The sequence below is a fragment of the Hyphomonas sp. genome, assembly GCF_041398385.1.
Taxonomy (GTDB): domain Bacteria; phylum Pseudomonadota; class Alphaproteobacteria; order Caulobacterales; family Hyphomonadaceae; genus Hyphomonas.
Genome location: NZ_JAWKUW010000001.1, coordinates 371,875 through 392,711, shown reverse-complemented (window position 1 = coordinate 392,711; position 20,837 = coordinate 371,875). Strand labels below are relative to the sequence as shown.

At 64.0% G+C, this 20,837-nt stretch carries 20 protein-coding genes; 16 read left to right on the top strand and 4 right to left on the bottom strand.

Annotated elements, in window-relative coordinates; genetic code table 11:
- The first annotated feature begins 19 nt into the window (after window positions 1–19).
- The 9 genes from R3C13_RS01875 to R3C13_RS01835 all read left to right on the top strand — a co-directional run bounded on the left by R3C13_RS01875 (window position 20) and on the right by R3C13_RS01835 (window position 6,418).
- On the top strand, window positions 20–469 hold the full coding sequence (locus tag R3C13_RS01875; RefSeq protein WP_371309095.1) for a type II toxin-antitoxin system CcdA family antitoxin: 450 nt from the start codon (window positions 20–22) through the stop codon (window positions 467–469).
- Window positions 470–472: 3 nt separating this feature from the next.
- Entirely contained in the window at window positions 473–769 is a 297-nt protein-coding gene (locus R3C13_RS01870) for a CcdB family protein (RefSeq protein WP_371309094.1), read from the top strand.
- 141 nt (window positions 770–910) lie between these two features.
- On the top strand, window positions 911–2,512 hold the full coding sequence (locus R3C13_RS01865; RefSeq protein ID WP_371309632.1) for a SulP family inorganic anion transporter: 1,602 nt from the start codon (window positions 911–913) through the stop codon (window positions 2,510–2,512).
- A gap of 284 nt (window positions 2,513–2,796) precedes the next feature.
- Window positions 2,797–4,230 (top strand): type IV secretory system conjugative DNA transfer family protein, encoded by a 1,434-nt coding sequence (locus tag R3C13_RS01860; protein WP_371309093.1) that lies wholly within the window; start codon window positions 2,797–2,799, stop codon window positions 4,228–4,230.
- 80 nt (window positions 4,231–4,310) lie between these two features.
- The gene (locus R3C13_RS01855) at window positions 4,311–5,063 is read left to right on the top strand and encodes an AAA family ATPase (protein ID WP_371309092.1); all 753 of its coding nucleotides are present in this window, start codon (window positions 4,311–4,313) and stop codon (window positions 5,061–5,063) included.
- A gap of 79 nt (window positions 5,064–5,142) precedes the next feature.
- On the top strand, window positions 5,143–5,439 hold the full coding sequence (locus tag R3C13_RS01850) for an aspartate decarboxylase (RefSeq protein WP_371309091.1): 297 nt from the start codon (window positions 5,143–5,145) through the stop codon (window positions 5,437–5,439).
- A 7-nt stretch (window positions 5,440–5,446) separates the two neighbouring features.
- Complete coding sequence (locus R3C13_RS01845) at window positions 5,447–6,037, top strand: GNAT family N-acetyltransferase (RefSeq protein ID WP_371309090.1); 591 nt, start codon at window positions 5,447–5,449, stop codon at window positions 6,035–6,037.
- A gap of 9 nt (window positions 6,038–6,046) precedes the next feature.
- Complete coding sequence (locus R3C13_RS01840; RefSeq protein WP_371309089.1) at window positions 6,047–6,235, top strand: DUF4169 family protein; 189 nt, start codon at window positions 6,047–6,049, stop codon at window positions 6,233–6,235.
- A gap of 60 nt (window positions 6,236–6,295) precedes the next feature.
- A complete protein-coding gene (locus tag R3C13_RS01835) occupies window positions 6,296–6,418 on the top strand; it encodes a hypothetical protein (RefSeq protein ID WP_371309088.1) in 123 nt (40 codons plus the stop codon).
- A 3-nt stretch (window positions 6,419–6,421) separates the two neighbouring features.
- On the opposite strand, the gene R3C13_RS01830 is transcribed toward R3C13_RS01835, so the two are convergent.
- Window positions 6,422–7,465 carry a hypothetical protein gene (locus R3C13_RS01830; protein ID WP_371309087.1) on the bottom strand — a complete coding sequence of 348 codons (1,044 nt, stop codon included), beginning with the start codon at window positions 7,463–7,465 and terminating at the stop codon, window positions 6,422–6,424.
- A gap of 234 nt (window positions 7,466–7,699) precedes the next feature.
- On the opposite strand from R3C13_RS01830, the gene R3C13_RS01825 reads away from it, so the two are divergent.
- Window positions 7,700–8,806: an NADH:flavin oxidoreductase gene (locus R3C13_RS01825; protein WP_371309086.1), complete on the top strand. Its 1,107-nt coding sequence runs from the start codon at window positions 7,700–7,702 to the stop codon at window positions 8,804–8,806.
- Window positions 8,807–9,189: 383 nt separating this feature from the next.
- Entirely contained in the window at window positions 9,190–9,696 is a 507-nt protein-coding gene (locus tag R3C13_RS01820) for a hypothetical protein (RefSeq protein WP_371309085.1), read from the top strand.
- A gap of 76 nt (window positions 9,697–9,772) precedes the next feature.
- Here R3C13_RS01820 and R3C13_RS01815 read toward each other — a convergent pair whose 3' ends face one another.
- Window positions 9,773–10,150 (bottom strand): hypothetical protein, encoded by a 378-nt coding sequence (locus R3C13_RS01815; protein ID WP_371309084.1) that lies wholly within the window; start codon window positions 10,148–10,150, stop codon window positions 9,773–9,775.
- 207 nt (window positions 10,151–10,357) lie between these two features.
- Here R3C13_RS01815 and R3C13_RS01810 point away from each other — a divergent pair, with 207 nt between their 5' ends.
- The 5 genes from R3C13_RS01810 (at window position 10,358) to R3C13_RS01790 (ending at window position 16,344) form a co-directional block, all read left to right on the top strand.
- Window positions 10,358–11,353, top strand: a complete 996-nt coding sequence (locus tag R3C13_RS01810) for a glycosyltransferase family 2 protein (protein WP_371309083.1) — start codon at window positions 10,358–10,360, stop codon at window positions 11,351–11,353.
- Window positions 11,350–11,763, top strand: a complete 414-nt coding sequence (locus tag R3C13_RS01805) for a GtrA family protein (protein WP_371309082.1) — start codon at window positions 11,350–11,352, stop codon at window positions 11,761–11,763. The genes R3C13_RS01810 and R3C13_RS01805 overlap by 4 nt, the downstream gene beginning before the upstream one ends.
- Window positions 11,760–12,953 (top strand): hypothetical protein, encoded by a 1,194-nt coding sequence (locus R3C13_RS01800; RefSeq protein ID WP_371309081.1) that lies wholly within the window; start codon window positions 11,760–11,762, stop codon window positions 12,951–12,953. The genes R3C13_RS01805 and R3C13_RS01800 overlap by 4 nt, the downstream gene beginning before the upstream one ends.
- Before the next feature lie 61 nt (window positions 12,954–13,014).
- Window positions 13,015–15,354 carry an ATP-dependent helicase gene (locus R3C13_RS01795; protein WP_371309080.1) on the top strand — a complete coding sequence of 780 codons (2,340 nt, stop codon included), beginning with the start codon at window positions 13,015–13,017 and terminating at the stop codon, window positions 15,352–15,354.
- A gap of 291 nt (window positions 15,355–15,645) precedes the next feature.
- A complete protein-coding gene (locus tag R3C13_RS01790) occupies window positions 15,646–16,344 on the top strand; it encodes a hypothetical protein (protein ID WP_371309079.1) in 699 nt (232 codons plus the stop codon).
- A gap of 10 nt (window positions 16,345–16,354) precedes the next feature.
- Here the strand turns inward: R3C13_RS01790 and R3C13_RS01785 are convergent, their stop codons facing one another.
- Both R3C13_RS01785 and R3C13_RS01780 read right to left on the bottom strand, forming a co-directional pair.
- The gene (locus R3C13_RS01785; protein ID WP_371309078.1) at window positions 16,355–19,603 is read right to left on the bottom strand and encodes an efflux RND transporter permease subunit; all 3,249 of its coding nucleotides are present in this window, start codon (window positions 19,601–19,603) and stop codon (window positions 16,355–16,357) included.
- Window positions 19,600–20,676, bottom strand: a complete 1,077-nt coding sequence (locus R3C13_RS01780; RefSeq protein ID WP_371309077.1) for an efflux RND transporter periplasmic adaptor subunit — start codon at window positions 20,674–20,676, stop codon at window positions 19,600–19,602. Before R3C13_RS01780 ends, R3C13_RS01785 begins: the two co-directional genes overlap by 4 nt.
- Between the last annotated feature and the right edge of the window lie 161 nt (window positions 20,677–20,837).

Genomic DNA, 20,837 nt, shown 5'->3' with positions numbered 1-20,837 from the left:
ATATGCAAACCTTCGGGCGATGAAACTACGAGAATGGCGCAATTCCCAAGGCCTGAGCCTGCAGCAGGTTGCCGAGGTATTGGCAACCAACAAGAGCTATTTGTCTTTGATAGAAAACGGAAAATCTTTTCCGGGGCGTGATTTTGCAAAGCGCATAGAACTGATGACAAAAGGCGCCGTGACTGCCGCTGAGCTGCTTGGTTTGGACCAGAGAGAACAGAAACAACGCTCTGTTTCCGAGGACCGGACTGAGTTTTCCGGATTGCTTTCGAAATCCGAACCAGAACTTCTGGTAGAAGCTGCTATTTACGGCATTGATGCCGAAGCAGTGGCCCGCCAAGCCATCGAAAACGCCGTGAAAGCTGAGCGCATCCGCCGCTGGAACGAAGAGAACCGCGAAGCAATCGAGAGCTGGAACGATCTGGTGGAGCGGGAAGGGCTGTGGTCCGACGGGATCCGGGCGTTCTAGGCCGTGCAGCGACTGGCTGTCTTTCGTCTGACCGGGACGCGGCCGCCCGTGGTCGTTCTTCAGTACCCGGATATGGACACAGGCGATTTCGTGCTGGCGGCGCCGCTCTATCCCGCAGGATCGGCGAGGCCGATCGAAATCGTCACGCCGGAAGTCAGTCTCAACGGCGAGGCCTGGCTTGTTGGTACGCATCTTCTTGCAGGTATTCGTCGCGCTGCTTTGGGGGAGCAGATCGGGCACCTGCTGCCACACGAATACGAGATATCACGTGCGCTTTCGCGGTTGTTTTTCGGAAACTAGTCGGCACCGCAGCCATTTCCTCACCGCATCTGTTGCGCCGCGAGACTAACGCGGCCATAGGGCGGGGTGTAGCCAGCTTCCTCCAACAGAACTGACGAAAATCCCGTGATAAAATCGACATTTGCAGCGTTCGCCGAACGGATCGGCGCGCAGGGCCTCTCGCAGCCCGATTTCAAGGCCTACACGCCTGCCCAGATCAAGACCGACCTTCTGGCCGGGCTGACCGTGGCCCTGGCGCTGGTGCCGGAAGCCGTGGCCTTTGCCTTTGTCGCGCATGTGCACCCGCTGGTGGGCCTCTATGCGGCTTTCATCGTGGGGCTGGTGACGGCGCTGATCGGCGGGCGGCCGGGCATGATCTCCGGCGCAACCGGCGCGCTGGCCGTGGTCATGGTCTCCCTCGTCAGCCAGCATGGCATCGAATACCTGTTCGCCACTGTCGTCCTGATGGGCATTCTCCAACTGTTGGCGGGCATCTTCCGGATGGGGAAATTCATCCGCCTCGTTCCGCACCCGGTGATGCTGGGCTTTGTGAACGGGCTCGCCATCGTGATCTTCCTCGCTCAGTTGGGCCAGTTCCAGGTGCCGGGGTCCGCAGAAGCAGCGGGCCATGGCATGGTCGGGGGTGTGTGGCTGTCGGGTATGCCGCTCATCCTGATGCTGGCGCTCGTGGCGCTCACCATGGCGATCATCTGGGGCCTGCCCAAGCTTACCAAAGCCATCCCCGCGCCGTTGGCCGGCATCGCAATCGTCGCCGCCGTCGTCATCGGCTTTGGCCTCGACGTGCCGCGGGTCGGCGACATGGCCTCCATCGAAGGCGGCTTGCCGCAATTCCACATTCCCAGGGTGCCGATGAATATCGAGACGCTGAAGATCATCCTGCCTTACGCCCTGATCCTTGCCGCCATCGGCTTGATCGAGAGCCTGCTGACGCTGAACCTTGTCGGCGAAATGACGAACAAGCGGGGCGGGGCGAGCCAGGAATGCATGGCGCAGGGCACCGCGAACCTGATCACCGGTTTCTTCGGCGGCATGGGCGGCTGTGCCATGATCGGCCAGTCCATGATCAATGTGAAATCCGGCGGACGCACGCGTCTCTCCGGTCTGTCGGCGGCGTTGTTCCTGCTGGCCTTTATTCTCGTCGGCTCCAGCCTGATCGAGCAGATTCCGCTCGCGGCGCTGGTCGGCGTCATGTTCATGGTCGTGATCGGCACCTTCGCCTGGAACAGCCTGCGCATCATGACGCGCATCCCGCTCACCGATGCGGCTGTGATCGTGCTGGTGACCGGCGTGACCGTCGCCTACGATCTTGCCACCGCCGTCATCGTCGGCGTCATCGTCTCGGCGCTCGCCTATGCCTGGAGCAATGCGACCCGTATCCGCGTCATCGAACGCGATTCGATCCGCACGCCGGGCGCGCATGTGTACGAGATCGAGGGGCCGCTCTTCTTTGCCTCCACCGACAAGTTCGCCGAGCTGTTCCATCCGGAGAGCGACCCGGATGTCGTGATCGTGGACTTCATGCGCTCGCGCGTGGTCGACCAGTCGGCCCTGCAGGCGATCGAGGATTTGGCAGCGAAATACGAGGCGCTCGGCAAGACGCTCCGCCTGCGCCATCTTTCGCGCGATTGCCACAAGCTGCTGACCAAGGCCGGGCAACTGATGGTCGATTCCGATGACGACCCGGACTACGAACTTGCCGTGGACTATTCGGTTCGCACCGGTGCCTTCGGGGGTGGGCACTAGGCGCGCGCCGCGAATTTTCGGTTCGCGACCGAAAGGGCCGGATACGCGCTGATATTCAGCCCTCAGCATATCAATATATGTTTGTATCCGGCCGGTCTCTGACCGGCCGGATTATTTGTGCGCCTGAAAATTTCGAAACCTGCATAAATGGCTGCGAATTACAATTGATCAGTAGGCTGACTTTAAGTCTGGATTGCCCAGATTTCACAAAGTTGCCCCAATTCGTACATTGAGACGCCTTCTGCGTGCTGATAAAGGTGTCCGCTTTTTGCGAGGGGACCAGAATGGACAACTTGCCGGGCATTGATCCGCTTCCGGAACAAGGAAAAAAAGCAAAAACCAACTCGACACAAAAGAAAAAGCCGCCGCGCGCCGCGCCGCGCAAACCCAAAATTCCGACCGCCGGTGCCGGGGACAAGCTGCTCCTCGGCTACCGGATCGAAGACGCTGCCGCTCCCATCGGCTTCGGCGGTTCTGCCGGTCCGGCTGCAGGGGCCGGGGCACCGGTCTGGCTGGAGGGGGAGGGCCATGTCATCACCATCGCGCCGACCGGAGCGGGCAAGGGCCGGGGCGCCCTGATCCCGAACCTCCTCACCTATGAGGGGCCGGCGATCGTCATCGACCCGAAGGGGGAGGCCTGCCGCGTCACGGCGCGGCGGCGCCGGGAGATGGGGCAGGAGGTCCACGTCATCGACCCGTTCGGCGTCGTGTCGGAGGAAAGCGACAGCCTCAATCCCCTGGACGCTTTTGACATTCCGGGGATCGAGCCGTCCTCGCTGGCCATGGAAATCGCCAAGCAGCTCTCCGGCGGGAACATGAGCCTGCCCGATCCGTTCTGGGACATCCGGGCGCATGATCTTTCCGCCGGCGTGATCTCGGCGGTCGCCAGCCTGCACGAGGGGGCCGACCGGACGCTGCTGAAGGCGAGGCGGTATCTCAAGGCGGATGATACGGCCCTCGGCCTCAGTGTGTTGCTCAACTCGAAGGCCGGGAAGATCCACCGCTTCGCCCGCGAGGAGATCAGGAGCTTCCTGCAGACCGAGGACCGCTGCCGCTCGGGCATCCATGCCACCGCCTGCAGCTATTTCTCCGTCATCGCCTCGGATGCGGCGCAGCGCACCATCACCTGCTCGACCATCGACCTGCAGGCGGTGACGCGTGGCGACCCGATGACGATCTATCTCGTCGTGCCGCCGTCGAAACTGGCGAGCCATGCGGCCCTGTTCCGCCTCTGGACCGCTTCGCTGCTCTCAGCCGTCCTGTCGCGGGAGGGCGATTTGCCGAAGCACCGCACGCTCTTCGCCATCGATGAGTGTGCCCAGCTCGGGGATTTCGGCCTCCTGCCCATGGTCTACACGCTGGCCCGGTCCTACGGGGTCCGGGTCTGGGCCTTCTTCCAGGATCTCGCCCAGATCAAACGGATGCTGCCGGAGGAATGGCAGACGGTGCTGACCAACTCCGCCGCCCTGCAGGTGTTCGGGGTGCCAAACCACCTGATGGCCTCGGACCTCGCCCAGGTGCTCGGCGATTTCAGCGAGGATGAATTGCGGCGCATGGACCGCAATCACCTCGCCCTGCAGGTCGCCGGCAGCCGGGGCATCACCGCCCGGCGGCCCGACTACCTGCTGGACCCGATGTACCAGGGCCTTTTCGATCCCCACCCGATGATGAAGGGCCGCAAGCCCGCCCCGCCCGGCCAGGGCACCTTCTTCGGCTGATCTGTCGCGCCGCCCGCAAACTTCGCTGGCCTCGCCGTTCCATCTCTGGTTTCTTCAAGCCGGAGATGGATGAGGGCAGTATGGGCGGGCGACGCGCAATCGACTTTGGCGGTTATGTCATGGATGTCGTGCAGGCGCGGGGTGAGGGGTGGCAGGAGGATGCCTATCCCTTTAACCTGTCCGCCGTGCGCAGTTGGGAAACGCTGGAACTGCACGAGAAGGTGACCTTCCTCGTGGGCGAGAACGGCTCGGGCAAGTCGACCCTGATCGAAGCGATTGCCATAGCGGCGGGGCTGAATGCCGAAGGTGGCAGCCGAGACCATCGGTTCAGTACGCAGGACACGCACTCCGGTTTGCACAAATTCCTGAAGCTGGTTCGCGGTACATCTCGCCCGAAGGATTCCTATTTCCTGCGTGCTGAGAGCCTGTACGCACAGGCGAGTTTTCTTGATGCTGCGAGCACGCTTGAACGCTATGGGGGCCGAAAGCTTCACAGCCAGTCGCATGGCGAAAGCGTCATGGCCTTGTTCCGGAACCGGTTCGGGGGGCGCGGCTTCTACGTGCTTGATGAGCCGGAAGCCGCCCTGTCGCCTCCACGCCAGATCGCATTCCTGAAACGGCTGCACGAGCTGGTAAAGGAAGACAGCCAGTTCGTGATCGCCACGCACTCACCGATGATCCTCGCCTATCCCGACGCCTGGATCTACGAGATGACGCCTGATGGGCCCCGGCAGGTGACGTGGGACACGCTGGAGCATGTGCGCCTGACCCGGGATTTCCTCATGTATCCGGAGGCTTATCTCTACGAAATTATGGAAGAACCGGGGGAATGAATGCCGCGGTGGCGCGAAACGCCGGTTGGCATAGACTGGCGCCGAAAGAATCACCTTTGACCAGAAAGGCCTAAGCCCCATGTCCAAACCGCCCGTCGGCTCGAAAGCCAATCCGTCCGAATTCGATGTGCTGGCGAAGCTGGCCCAGGACGAGCCTTATTTCGTGATCCGCGCGCACGATCCGCTGTCCTCGGCGCTGGTCGAGCTGCACGCCTATATCGGGGCGGGCCAGTCCGGCGCGGCGCACAACAAGCTGGCCGAGATCATGGCGCTGACCTCGTCGAAGCCGCCGCGTCCGGCCTCCAGCCCGAAATACCGCGAGACCTTCGCCATTTCGCTTGCGATGGAACAGTGGCGGGACACCCACAAGGACTAGGCTGGCCATGGACCTCGCCGCCGCCGAACTGGCAGACCGGCATGTCACGCTGGTGCCCTTCGACGTCAGCCGGGACGGCAGCGCGCTCCGCGCCATGGCGGAGGCGCTGGGCGAGCGGATCGCGACCTGGCCCTACTATGCCCCGCCGGCCGACTGGATCGGCTACTGGCTGGGCGAGATCGAGCGGCGCACGGGCGACGGCTTCCTGATCCCGTTCCGGGTGCAGCATCCCGATGGCCGGTTTGCCGGGATCACGACCTATCTCGGGCCTGACCGGCAGTCGAAAAATGTCGAGATCGGCATGACCATGTATGCGGCGGATGCACAGGGCACCGCGATCAACCCCGCCGCCAAGCGGCTGATGCTGGGCAATGCCTTCGATGCCGGGGCGGTGCGGGTCCAGTTCAATATCGACCAGCGGAACCTGCGCTCGCAGGCGGCCGTGAAGAAGCTGGGCGCGGTGAAGGAGGGCGTGCTGAGGGACAATCGCGTCGTTGCCTCCGGCTATCTGCGCTCGACGGTGATCTTCTCCATCCTCGCGGCCGAGTGGCCGGCCGTGAAGGCGCGCCTCGATGCGCGCCTTGCCGAATTCGACTGAGGGTGCCCGATGACGACGCCAATCAATCTCAACAAGGCGCGCAAGGCCAAGGCCAGGGTCGAAAAGGCACAAAAGGCGAAGGAAAACCGTGCCAAATTCGGACGCAGCAAGGCGGAGAAAGACCTCGACGCTGCCCGCGCCGAGAAACTCGCGCGGCTGACAGATGCCCATAAATTAAAGGAAAATCCGGAAGACTAGGCCTCCGGCCCCCACCTTGCAGCTCCCCGGACAGGAAAGTCCAAAACCGGGAGTTCGCCCATGCGTGGAATTGCAGCCAAACTCGTCTTCTGCGTGATTTCCTTCGGCGCAGGCATGGCCTGGGGCGTCCTGACCGAGGCCGCGAACAAGGGCGGCATCCTCAACCACGTCGCCTTTTTCTAGGCCTCAGGACCCCGCAGCCGGGGCTTCGTCATCCGGCACAATCTGGTCCGCAGGGGGCGGGCCGTTCAGGAACAGATCGTCCATGCGCCGGCCCGAGACGCGTTCGAGGGCCGAGAAGATCGGCTGGGCCTGCTTGTCCTTGAGAAGGGGGATGGCGGCTGCGATTTCCGCCGCACGGGCATAGCGGGCCTGCGCCGTCGCCATGTCTCCGCGGGCCTCGGCACAGGCGCCGAGATTGTGCAGCACGGCCGGGGCATTCGGCCAGTCCTTGCCCAGCATATCCCACTGCGCGCAGGCGCCAAGCATCTGGCCTTGCTTGGTCGCTTCGACAGCGGCGGCGAAACGTGGATCGTTCTGCTCTTCCGGGATGAGGCCCTTGGTCATGATTTCCGCGCGGACCGTTGCATCATAGGGCGCAATGTCCGTGCGGAAGCGGCGGACCGCTTCGATGGTTGCATCGGCCACCATGCCGTAAGGCGCATCCCAGGCCGAGTAGGAGGTGTGCAGCGGGTCGCGCCAGACGCCCAGTTCGCGCCCGTCATCCTCATAGGTGGCGACATCGACACAGCTTTCCCGGTTGGCGCCGCCGCCCTGGGTATGGGTGAAGACGCGCTGGCCTGACTCTGCGTCGCGCAGGGTTGCGGTGACGGTGACTTCCACGGTCTCCTCGGTGCATTCCGACTCGACGATTGCCCGGTGCTCGCAATCGAAAATGCCATCGAATTCAACGCATTCCCGGTCGCGTTCAAACCGGGTTTCCGCTTCCCAGCTGTTGATATCGACCCGTCCTTCATAATAGCCGCGGCGGTCTTCCGGGCCGCCGATTCCGAACCAGTACGCGCCGTCGAGTGTGGTTTCGTCGAGCATTTTCGCGAACTCCGCCTCGGCAACTTCGCCGGCAGGGCCGCGGAACTGGCCGACCGAGACATCGCGGTAATCCACCGCCTCCGGGAAGGTCGGCACCATGCGGGCCGTGTAGTCATAGCCAGGCGTCGCACAGGCGGCGAGCAGGGGAAGGGCGATGAGGAAGAGGAGAAAGGAGCGCATATAATCCGACCGGTTTCAAACTGTGATCCATTGAGTCGGTGCGCTGCTGAACCTCAGATTAACCCGGGGACAGAATCGCCCCTGACACTCCGGAAAATCCTACGGTGGGGCTACGGGAAGGCTCCGGTGACGGCGAATGGGGGATGAGCAGGGCCTCTACCCAACGTCAACGGTTGACGCGGCACGCCCCCGACGCCACCTCTGGCCGTCATACGCTGAGGAGGCTGAGCCCACATGACGAGCCCGCTGTTTACCCCTTTCGCCCTGAAATCGCTGAACCTTCCGAACCGGATCGTTATGGCGCCGATGACACGCTCGAAGTCGCCGGGCGGGGTGCCGGGCCAGGACGTGGCCGACTATTATGCCCGACGGGCTGCGGCCGATGTCGGCCTGATCGTCACCGAGGGCACGACCGTGCGCCGGGGCGGGGCCTCCAACGATCCGAACGTGCCGAATTTCTACAAGGCGGACGCGCTGGCCGGCTGGAAGAACGTGGTCGAGGCGGTGCACGCCAATCACGGCCACATCGCCCCGCAGATCTGGCACCAGGGCATGATGCGCAAGCCGGGCTCCGGCCCTGAGCCTGACGCGCCGACCGACGGCCCCTCGGGAGTCACCCATACCGGCAAGCAGGTCATGCCCGAGCCGACGACGGCCGAGGTGGATGACATGGTGATGGCCTATGCCGACGCGGCGGGCGAGGCGAAGAAGCTCGGCTTCGACTGTGTCGAGATCCATGGCGCGCATGGCTATCTGATCGACGAGTTTTTCTGGGACGTGATGAACAAGCGGACCGACCGCTATGGCGGCAGCCTGCCGGAGCGCGCGACCTTTGCGGGCGACATCATCCGCGAGGTCCGCAAGAAGGTTGGCCCCGACATGCCGATCATCCTTCGCTACTCCCAGTGGAAACAGCAGGAATACACCGCGCGCCTCGCCACGACCCCGCAGGCGCTGGAAGACTTTCTCAAAGTCTTCGTCGATGCGGGGGTCGACATCCTGCACGTGTCCCAGCGCCGCTACTGGGAGGCGGAGTTCCCCGAGATCGACGGTGAGGATGGCCTGAATGGCGCGGGCTGGGCCAAGAAACTGACCGGATTGCCAACGATCACTGTAGGATCCGTGGGGCTCAGCGGTGATTTCATCGGCGCGTTCCAGGGCCAGGGATCGGGCCAGCGCTCGCTGGACGACCTCGAAGCGCGCCTTGCGCGGGGCGAATTCGACCTCGTCGCCGTCGGCCGGGCGATCCTCCAGGATCCGGACTGGGCGACCAAGGTGAAGGAAGGGCGCACCTCCGAATTGCGCGATTATGACGCCGCCGCGTTGATGACGCTCTACTAGAGCGAGAAAAACGCTTGCATGGCCGGATTTTTTGTGCCTCACTGAATGGGCGGTGGGGGCCGCCCGACATGTGTGTTTTCTGAAGGCTCCCGGCCAGGGGCGGAACCGGCAGGTTCCCGGCTGAAAGGTGCGATTGCCGGCTGGGTGGGGACACATCTGGCCATTTATTTCACGGCGACCGTGTCTGGCACGGCAGCCGCTGCGCGTGGGGCCTCCCCCCGAAACCCCGCGCGCCCTCCCACAGGGATGCCGTCACACCAGCGTCCCGTTTTGCCCCGCCATGGCGCGCGCCTCACACCCGCGCACCGTGGCGGGGTAATTTTCTTTGCAGGAGAATCAACTTAAGCGAACATTTCGCTGGGAAGAGATTCATGAAGAGGTTGATGCTGATTGCCGCCGCTGCTTCGTTTGAAGAAGGGGCGGCCGCCGTAGAAACACAGGCTTCGGTGACGCAAGAGGACCGATGGTCTGGCTATGCGGCGCTGGGATATTCCTTTGAAGGCCGCACAGGTGTGGAGTTGGAAATTGGCGCGCGTTACAAGGTGCTGCCGGTTGTCGAACTCGGATTTTCGCCTGCCAATCTGGTATTTTATGAAAATACCGATGATCAGTACTATGACGATACCTTCTCGAACGGACAAGACCGTTGCCGCGATTCGTCAAATGGCAGATTCGTTGATGACGCGTATTGTGCCCCCGATGTTGCCTGGCGTGGCACTGTCACGGGCGAATCAGACCTTGGGGACAAGCTGAGCATAGGCGGAGGGTATCTGTTCGGCGATCAGCAGGCCGGATTTGGTTCGCTGCGGTATAACGCCGGCGATCACTTTTCCATCGTCGGCAGAGGTGGCGAAGATTATGCGACAGTGGCACTTGTGCTGAACTGGTGAGACGTCACGTCCGTCCGTGGGCGTCCTTTATCCGGGCTTTCACGCCGGCATCACGCCCATTCGCGGGCAGGGCCGGTCAGTGCCCGGTGAGGGACACGGTGATCAGGGCCGTCGCGCCTTCAAAGCCCGGTTCCTTGTTCATCTCGTCGGCACTGAGATAGAGGATGCGACCGGAGGCGAAGAGGCAGCCCCCTTCCGGCAGCACCTGCTTGACGCCGACAGCAAGCTGGTTGCTGGACTCCGCAATGTGGAGATACACGGTCTTGCCGTTCACCCGGTCGAGGCAGACGCTGAAGACCGGCAGGGTTGCGCCATTGCCCGAGACGAAAATCGTCCGCGTTTCGCCGGCCTTGAGCTGGACGGCGAGATTTGACTCGTCAGAGGCCTGTGCCAGGGCCGGGCCCGCGAATAGGCCCGCCAGCGCGGCCAGAACGGAGACTGGAAAGCGAAACATGCCGGAAACTCCCCGAATCGGTGCCCGGAAAGTCGCAGCATTCCCGCGCATCGGCAATGCACCCCCTGCCGTGGCGGCTGCGGGTGCGCGACGCCGGAAGGCGGCTCTGTTGCAGAAGGGGTTTGACGTCATTCAACTATTTCGCGCATTTAGCCTTTCGGGGCTGGTTCGGGCGAAACGGGGCATGTGCGGATGGATATGAGGAACATGCCTCAGGACACTGCGACCGCGTTCGTGACGGCGGCGCAGGCCAAGACGCGCCCTCAGCGCCCGCATGTCGCCGTGATCGTGCCCGTGCACAATGAGGAAGAGTCGATCGGGCCGTTCCTCAAGGCGGTGCGACCTGTGCTTGACGGGCTGGAGGCGGACTGGTCGGTCCTGTTCATCAATGATGGCAGCCGCGACCGCACGCTGGACGTGCTGATCGGGGCGATGCGCGATGAAGCGCGCATTTCCATCATCAATTTCGCCCGCAATTTCGGCAAGGAAGCGGCGATGACCGCGGGCCTCGATGCGGTGGATGCCGATGCGGTCATCGTCATGGATGTCGACCTGCAGGATCCGCCGGAGCTGATCGCGGAGTTTGTCCGGCACTGGCGGGCCGGATACGATGTCGTCTATGGCGCGCGCTCGCAGAGACGGTCCGACTCGTTCCTCAAGCGGTTCACCGCGGCGCGTTTCTATTCCATGTTCAACAAGGTCTCGAACGTGCCCATTCCCAGCAATGTGGGCGACTTCAGGCTGATCGACCGGAGGGTGGTGCGCTCGCTGGGGGAGCTGCGGGAGCGTAACCGGTTCATGAAGGGCCTGTTTGCCTGGGTCGGCTATCCGTCGATGGCGGTGCCCTATGAGCGCCCGGTGCGCCCGCACGGCGAAACCAAGTTCGGCTTCCGCCGGCTGTGGAATTTCGCGCTGGACGGAATCTTCGGGTTTTCGACCCTGCCGCTGAAAGCGTGGACCTATCTCGGCCTGCTGCTGGCGGTATTCGCGGTGCTGTACGCGGTTTACCTGACAGTGCGTACACTGCTGTTCGGGATCGACGTGCCGGGCTATGCGTCCCTGATGGTGGCCATCCTGATGGTGGGCGCGTTCCAGCTGACATCGCTGGGCATTATCGGGGAATACATCGCCCGCCTGACGCTGGAGAGCAAATCCCGGCCGATCTATATTGTCGAGAACCACTACAAGGCAGGTGATTTGTGATTTCCGGCGACAGTCTCGGCGCCCAGATCGCGCGGTTCGGTCTGGTCGGGATTGCGGCGACGGCGGTGCATGCCACGGTCGCCTTCAGCCTGACCTTCACGACCTCGCTGAACCAGCTGCTGATCAACACGATCGCCTTCCTGGTGGCGTTCTGCTTTTCCGGCGCCGGCCACACGCTTTACACGTTCCGCGTGCAGGAGAACCATGCCGGCGCGGTTGCGAAATGGTTTGTGATTTCCGTCGCGGGCCTCTGCATCGGCAATGCCATCATCTTTGCCGGGATGAACTGGGCCGGCCTGTCGCGGGCCATCGCACAGGGGGCGGCGATCTTCGGCACGGTCGTATTTTCATTTTTCGGGTCGCGTCTCTGGGCGTTCCGGCAAGGACAGGAACAAGGTGGCGTCGAATGAGCGGAAAACTGTTCAACCGGCAGGCTCTCGGACAGGTGGGAATCGGGCTTCTGTTCTTCCTGCCGCTGCTCAGCGGCGTGATCGGCCGGGCGGTGAAGGGCCGGCCGGTCTATAACGGCCTTGAATTCGAAACGCTGCTCTGTGCCGGCGCGCGGGCCGCGCGGGGCGAGACGCGCTATCCGCCGGCCCACGCGTTCTCCTGTCCGGAATACCAGACCGAGGCGAGCTTTCTCTATATTCCCTGGTCGGGCGATGCGTCGCATGCGCTGACCGGCTGGTTCGGCATTCCCGCAGTGACGTCGGCCTATGCGGTCCTCTATTTCGCGGCGATCCTCGCGGCGATCTGGATCCCGTTCTTCAAGCAGTTCGACTTTGCCCCGGTGCGGGACCGGATACCCTTCGCCGCGGCGCTGACCGGCAGCATCGTGCTGTGGGGCAATGTGGCGGGCGTGATCTACGGCCTTCTGGCGGTGACCGCGCTGATGGCGCCGAAGCGGCCGCTGGTGTTCGTGGCGGCGGTGGTGTTTGCGGCCAGTATCAAGCAGGTCTGGCTGTGCCTGCTGGTCGTGGTGATGCTGATGGACATGGCGGCATGGAAGCGATGGGGCCTCGCCATCGCCGGGGCCGTCGCCGGCCTGGTTCCGACGGTCCTGTTCGTGACCTCGGGCAGCAGTGAAATCGCGCCCTGGCTGTCCATCCTCAGCTATTATGCGGTCGAAGACCTGCCGGGGCAGGGCTTCCTCGGCTGGCTGCGGCTCGCGGGCGTGGGCCACGAGTCGCCGCTGAATGGCGCATTGTGGCTGGTCTTTGCGGGCGTGACCTGTGCCTCGGCGCTGGGCATCGCGGAAGGCATGCGCCTGACGGCGGCAGAGCGCGTCTGGCTCGGCCTCGCCGTGGGCGGCCTGCTGGTGCCGCGCCTTGTTTCGTATGAGTTTTTCCTGTTCGCGCCGGGCATGGTGGTGGTGCTGAACAGCGCCGTGAAAGCAGGCATGCCATGGATGCGGAAGCTGGTCTTCGGCGCCTGCTGGCTGTGCCTCCTGTTCAACGTGGCGGACCTTGGCGACTATGCGATGATGCCGATGACGCTCGCCTGCTTCCTGGCGATCGTCATCACCGGCGCGCCACGCATCCTGTCCAGCCTGCCGGCGGTGCTGCCCTTCCTGCCGGGCCCGCGCGCGGCCGCGGCCTGAGGGGGGCGTTCCGGGGCGGCAAGGTGCAGCCGGGCCTGCCTATCCGGCCAATCCCTGCTATATGTTCCTGATGAGTTCCAATCCGAATCGTCTCTCGATCAGCCAGATGGCTGCGCCGCGGCCGCCCGCGCCGACCGGTGATGCGCCGTTTCTCAAGGGCCTGAACCCCGAACAGCGGGAAGCCGTGATGACCACCGAAGGCCCGCTGCTGGTGCTGGCGGGGGCCGGTACGGGCAAGACCCGCGTGTTGACCGCGCGCCTCGCGCACATCATTTCCTCGCGCCTTGCCTGGCCGTCGCAGACGCTGACCGTGACCTTCACCAACAAGGCCGCACGCGAAATGCGCGAGCGGGCGCTGCACCTGCTCGGCGAGGCGGGCGAGGGGCTGCGCTGGCTCGGCACGTTCCACGCGATCAGCGCGCAGATCCTGCGCCAGCATGCCGAACTCGTCGGCCTCAAATCCAGCTTCACCATTCTGGACACGGACGACCAGATCCGCCTCTGCAAGCAGATCATCGTGGCCGAAGGGATCGACCCGAAACGCTGGACGCCGCGCCATTTTGCCGGCCTGATCGATGGCTGGAAGAACCGGGCGCTGACCCCGGAGCGTGTGCCGGCCGACGAGGCCTACCAGTTTGCCGACGGCAAGGGCATCAAGTGCTACGAGATCTATCAGGCGCGCCTCAAGGTGCTGAACGCCTGCGATTTCGGCGACCTGCTGATCCACAACATCACGATCTTCCAGCAGAACCCTGACCTGCTGAAGGACTATCAGGGCAAGTTCAAATACATCCTGGTCGACGAGTACCAGGACACGAACGTGGCGCAGTATCTGTGGCTGCGCCTGCTGGCACAGGGATCGCAGAATATCTGCTGCGTCGGCGACGACGACCAGTCGATCTATGGCTGGCGCGGCGCGGAAGTGGACAATATCCTCCGTTTCGAGAAGGATTTTCCCGGCGCCAAAGTGATCCGCCTTGAACGCAATTACCGCTCGACCAAGCATATCCTCGCGGCGGCGTCGTCCGTCATCGCGCACAATCGCGGACGCCTCGGCAAGACGCTGTATGTCGGCGACGACAATGCCGTCGAGAATATCGACGCCAGCAAGGTGAAGGTGCGGGGCCTCTGGGATGGCGAGGCGGAAAGCCGCCTCATCGCGGACGATATCGAGAGCTGGGTGCGCGGCGGCGGGCGGCATGATGATTGCGCCGTTCTGGTGCGCGCCTCGTGGCAGATGCGGGCCTTCGAGGAACGCTTCATCCTGCTCGGCATTCCGTATCGCGTGATCGGCGGCCCGCGCTTCTTCGAGCGGGCGGAAATCCGCGATGCGATGGCGTACCTGCGGCTCATCCGCTCGCCGGACGACGACCTTGCCTTCGAGCGCGTGGTCAACGAGCCGAAGCGCGGCGTCGGCAATGCCTCGCTCGCCAAGCTGCAGGCCTATGCACGGCAGGATGGACGCAGCCTTTACGTGCTGACGCCGATGGTGCTGCAAACGGACGAGATCAAGGGGGCGGCGAAGTCCGGCCTGACGCGCTTCATCGACCAGATCGACCTCTGGCGCGACAAGCTGGCGAACGGTATGCCGCATACGGAGCTTGCCGAGGTGATCCTCGAAGAGTCCGGCTATACCGACATGCTGCAGAAGGACCGCAGCCCGCAGGCGCAGACGCGGCTCGACAACCTCAAGGAACTGGTCCGCAACATGGGCGAGTTCGACACGCTGGCCGGCTTCCTCGAACATGTCGAACTGGTGATGGACGCCTCCAGCGGCGGGGCGGACGAGGACCAGGTGCAGATCCTGACGCTGCACGCCGCCAAGGGGCTCGAATGGCCGTGCGTCTTCCTGCCGGGCTGGGAGGAAGAAGTGTTCCCCTCCCGCCGCAGCCTCGACGAGAGCGGCCTCAAGGGCCTCGAAGAGGAGCGCCGCCTTGCCTATGTCGGCATAACGCGGGCGCGCGAGCGGGCCTCGATTTCCTTCGTCGCCAACCGGCAGATCTATGGCCGCTGGCAGAGCGTCATGCCCAGCCGCTTCATCGACGAGCTGCCGCATGAGAATGTCGAGGTAATTTCGGAGACCGGCTATTCCGGCATGCCGGGCGGCGATGCGGGCTTTGCCGGCAGCGTGGAAGACCTTGGCGAGCGCAGCGATTACCAGAGCCCCGGCTGGCGGCGGCTCAAGGAGAATGCCGGGAAATACCAGAGCAGCCAGCCGCGCGACGCCTCGAACCTCACCGCCACCAGCGGCGGGCCGGAGACGTTCCGCACCGGCGAGCGCGTGTTCCACGACAAGTTCGGCTATGGCCGCGTTGCCTTCACCGAGGGCAACAAGCTGACCGTGGACTTCGAGAAGACCGGCCGCAAGAAAGTCATCGCCACCTTCGTGACGCCCGCCTGATCCTGCTGTGGAAAATGCAGCGCCGGGGCGGGGCCTGTCAGGGGAGGAACCAGGCTCTGCGTCAGGGAGGGGAGGAAACACGCATCGGCTCCCGGCGCTGCGTAATCCTTTTCGCACGCGGCGGCAAAACCAATTCCGAATGGCACGTTCATCTTCCCGTCATGCGGGCATGCGTGCGGCAGCCGCGCGCATATCCCTTATTTTACTGGCGGTTTCGCGGCATCGGCGTATGGTTAACGGATTATGCGGGCCAGCCGGGACGCAGGCCCGCCTTCAGTTCAGGAGGACGCCATGACCCGCTTTATGATCGTTGCCGCGCTGGCAGGCACTGTGCTGCTGCCGGCCTGTGCTCAGACACCCCCCTCGGCCCCTGAGGTCTACACGGTCGGGTCGGCCCGCACGATCGGGTATACCGATCCTGATCCCGCGCCCGCCTATGCAACGGCCCGGTATGATGGCGGAAGCTCCGCCTACGGAGGGCAGGTGCTTAACCCGCCGGCGCAGCTGACGCCTTATGTGGGGCAGGGCGATACGACGACCTATGTGCCGGCCGATGGCTGTGCCGGCCGCCCGGCCAATTCCAGCGGGGCGCTGGTGGGAAATATCACGGGCGGCGCGCGGTATCGCTGCGATGTCGTGACGACAACAGCTGCGCCCCCCGCAGTTGCAGCGCCTGTGCGGACCTATACCCGTACCTACACGCGCACCTATACTGCCGCGCCGACGACCTACACCTATTCCTATGCCCCGGCTCCGGTCACGACATATTCCTATGTCCCCGCGCCGGTGACGACGTACACATATTCAACGGCGCCGACGACCTATACATATGTCAGCCCGCCGGTGACGACCTATACCTATTCGGCACCGGCTACGACCTACACTTATGCGAGCCCGCCTGCCACCTGCTGCATGGGGAATGGCATGGCGCATCCGCATCCGGCGCATAAGCCGGGCGAGGGACCGTGCTGCATGGAATCGGTCGACTAGGCGCTGAGCCTTATTCGGCGGCCGGGAGGATTTTTTCCGGCGGCTTTTCGTCGTCGCGGGTTTCGTCCGGCAGGAGTTCCGCGCTGCCGGGACGGCTCGCCCGGCGGTGGGCGAGGTGATCGGACACCCAGCCATGCAGCCGGTGATACGCATTGCGCGTGCGGCACGGTACCAGCAGCCAGACCGGCGTGACCAGCAGGATCATCGCGGTCGAGAAGGCAAGGCCGAAGACGACCGCCGTGGCGAGCTGCACCCACCATTCCGCTGTCGAGCCGCCGACATCGATGGCGCCATGGGCGAAGTTGACGTTGAGCTGGAACACCATCGGCAGCAGGCCGCAGATGGTGGTGCCGGTGGTCAGCAGGATCGGGCGGATACGCTGCGCCGCGGTGGCGACGGCGGCATATTCCGGTGACCGCCCATCGCTGAGCAGGCGGTTATAGGTGTCGATCAGAACGATATTGTTGTTCACCACGATGCCCGCGAGCGCCACGATCCCGGTCCCGATCATCAGGATGGACACATACGGCAGCACCAGCTGGATGCCGACCAGAACGCCGGCCGTCGAGATAATCACGGCCGTCAGGGTGAGGACGACCTGCCAGAAATTGTTGAATTCCCACAAGAGGATCACCGCCATCATGAAGAGGGCCGCCATCGCCGCGCCGCCGAAGAAGGCCATGGCCTCGGCATTGTCCTCGTCGGCGCCTTCGAAGCGCACTTCGATCTCCGGGCTGAAGCCTGCATTGGCGATCCAGTCTTTCACCTCGGCGGTCAGCCTGGCGCCGGTGCCCTGTTCCACCGCATTGGCGCGCACGTCGATGACGCGCTGGCCGTCGCGGCGCTCGATCTGGCTGACGCGCGGGGCGGGCACGCGGTGCACGAACAGGCTGAGCGGCACATTGCCCTGCGGCGTCGCGATGCGCAGCGTGTCGATGGCGCTGGCGCTGCGGTCGTCTTTCGGGAAGCGCACGCGGATGTCGACTTCATCCGGCGCATCGTCCGGCCGGTAGCGGCCGACGAGGATGCCGTTGGTGATGAGCTGGACCGCGGCGCCGACCTGGGCGACGTCGACGCCGTACTTGCCGGCCTCGGCGCGGTCGACTTCGATATTGTATTCGATGCCCGGCAGCGGGCGCGTGTCGTCGATCTCGTGCACGTCGGTGCGGGATTCGAGATAGGCGCGCAGGCGCGTCGCCGCTTCGGTCAGGGCGGCCCGGTTTTCCGACAGGAGCGCGACCTGCACGTCCTTGCCGGCGGGCGGGCCCTGTTCGCGGGCGGAGATTTCGAAATGCAGCCCCGGCACCTGTTCCAGCCGCTCGCGGACATGGCCCAGCGTCACGCGGCCATCATGCACGCCGTCATCGGTGGCAAGGTCGAGCAGGATCTGGCCGATGGCGTCGACCGGCGGATTGTTGCCGCCGCCAAAATTGAATCCTTCGGAGGATTTGCCGGTGCGCGTCGAAATCGCCTCGATGCCGTCCATGCCGGTGATCGCGGCTTCGGCGCGCTTGACGAGGCGTTCCTCTTCGGCCGCCGACAGCGCGCCCTGCGCCTGCACATAGACGAAGGCCTGCTCCGGTTCGACATCGAGGAAGAATTCCGATTTGTGCGGCGTTGCGCCGAACCACACGAAAATCGCGACGACGGCGGCGACCGCGCTGCCGGTCACCAGCCAGGGATGCGCGATCAGCCAGTGGACGAGTTTGACATAGCGGCCGAGCCAGCCATGCGCCTGGTCCGGGTCGGCATCGGCGGCGAGGGCGGCGAGGTCTTCATTCGTGCCGGCGGGGCGGGCACCCATGACGGAGCCCAGCACCGGCAGGAAGATCAGCGCCATGGCGAGCGAGGCCGTCAGCACGAAGATCAGCGTGATCGGCAGGTAAGCCATGAACTTGCCGGGCATGGAGTTCCAGAACAGGAACGGCACGAAGGCGGCGAGTGTGGTCAGCGTCGAGGAGACGACCGGCCAGAACATCCGCTTGCCGGCGAGGGCATAGGCTTCCTTGCGGTTGAGCCCTTCCGCCATTTTCCGGTCGGCATATTCGGTGACGACAATCGCGCCGTCGACAAGGATACCGACGGCGATGACCATGCCGAACATGACCATCATGTTGATCGTGTAGCCGGCCGAGCCGAGCAGCAGGAAGGCCATGACGAAGGAAGACGGAATCGAGATGCCGACCAGCAGCGCCGAGCGCCAGCCGAGCGCGGCGACACAGATGATCATCACCAGCACGACGGCCGTGACGATGGAGCTTTGCAGTTGGCCGAGCTGTTCGCCGATCTGCTGCGAGGTGTCGGAGGTGATTTCCGCCTTCACCGTGGCGGGCCAGGTCTTCTGTTCCGCCTCGATCGTCTGGCGCACGAAATTGGCCGTATCCAGAATGTTCGCGCCGGAACGCTTGACCACTTCGATCAGCAGGGCGGGCTTGCCGTTAAAGGTGGCGTAGCCGGTCGCGTCCTTGTAGGTGCGGCGGATCTCGGCGACGTCCTGCAGCGTCACGACGGCATTGTCGGTGCGCTTGATCGGCAGGTTGAGGGCGTCCTGCGCGGTGCGGATGAGGCCCGGAACCTTAATGGCAAAGCTGCCCTCGCCCGTGTCGATCTCTCCCGCCGGGACGAGGCGGTTATTGGCCGCGACGATGTTGTAAATCTCCTGATAGGAGATGTTGTAGCTTTCGAGCTTGGCCGGATCGACGATGATTTCCAGCACGTCTTCGCGCCGGCCCTGCACGCGCGCTTCAAGCACGGAGGCGTTCCGTTCCAGCTGGTCCTTCAGGTGTTCGGCAATCTCGTTGAGGCCGCGTTCGGGCGCTTCGCCATAGAGGTTCACCACCATGACCGGGAATTGCGAGGCGTTGAATTCGGTGATCACCGGCTCGCGGGCATCGTCGGGGAAGTAGCGCTTGGCGAGGTCGACCTTGTCCTTCACGTCAAGCACGGCCTGATCGACATTCACGTCGATCTCGAATTCCAGCAGCAGCAGGCCCGCGCCCTCGGCGCCGTAGCCATTATAGGATTTGAGGCCCTCGATCGCCTGCACTTCCTGCTCGATGGGTTTCACCAGCAGGCGTTCGGCGTCTTCCGGCGTCACACCGGCCAGCGGCACGGTGATCATCACATAGGGGATCGGAATGTCCGGGTCGGCTTCCTTGGGCAGGCCGATATAGGTCGCAACGCCCGCAATCACCGCGCACAGCAGGATCGCGAGCACCATGCGTGCCCGGCCGATGGCGCCGTCGACGAGTTGCTTCACGGCTGGGCTCCCCGGCTCGGCACGGGCTTCACGGTCACGCCTTCGCTGAGATAATCCTGGCCGAGGGAAATCAGCTGCACGCTCTGCGGCAGGCCCGACACCCAGATGCCGTCCGGCGTTTCGTCGATCACGTTCACCGGCACGAAACGGACGGTATTGTCGGCTTCGACATAGCGCACGCCCAGCTGGCCATCATCCGACAGGGTGAGGAGGCCGGCGGATATCTTCGTGGCAGGCACCTCGCCAATCGGCACGAACAGCTCGGCGGTGATGCCGGCGGGCACGGCGTCGTCACCGGAGGCGATGGCCGCCTCGACGAGGAAGGTGCGGGTCGGGCCGTCCGCCGTGCGCGCGACATAACGGAGCGAGACCGGGTAGGTCTTGCCGTTGGCAAGGCGGGTGTCGCCGTCCATGCCGGTCGCGAGATAGCCGGCCTGTTGTTCGGTCAGCTGCGCGGAGACGATCACCGGGTCCATGTCCACCAGCACGCCGCACGCGGAGCCCGGCGCGAGGAAGTCGCCAGCCTCGGCGAGGCGGGTTTCGAAGATGCCGTCGAACGGCGCGCGGATCTGCGTCTTGCCGAGTTCGACCTTCGCGGAGTTCACGGCCGCTTCAGCAGCATCGAGGCGTGCCTTGGCAGCGGTCGCATTGTTGGCAGCGCCGAGCCCCTTGGCGGCGAGCGAGGCGGCGGCGTTATAGTCGGCGCGTGCGGCATCGCGGGAGGCTTCAGCCTCCTTCACGCGGGCGGCACGGGCCTCGACATCGAGGCCGCAGAGCAGCGTGCCGGCCTTCACGAAGCTGCCTTCCTTGGCCGGAGTCGCCACCACATTGCCGGAGGTGCCGGCTTTCACGGTGACGCTCTTGTCCGGCGCGGTGCGGCCTTTGACATTGATCTTCAAAAGGTGCGGTTCGGCCGTGACGGTCATTACCACCGCTTCGGGAGTCGCGTCGCCGGCTTCCTGGTGCACGACTTCCTGGTGCGACGACAGGCTGCCCCGCTTGAGGCTGTTGAAGCCAAACCAAGCAATAAGCGCCACGAGAATGGCTGCAGCGATGAGAGTCGAGCGGTTCACGGGATCAATCTTTCCGGCGGTGTGTAGCAGATATAGGTGCGCGCGTCCTTCACGGTAGCGTGACGGGCAGTCTTGCTTAACAAAACAGCGTTGCGATTGCGCAAACCCTGCGCACCAGTTTGATAAAACTGCGCAAGTCCCGGTTAATTCATGACGTAACG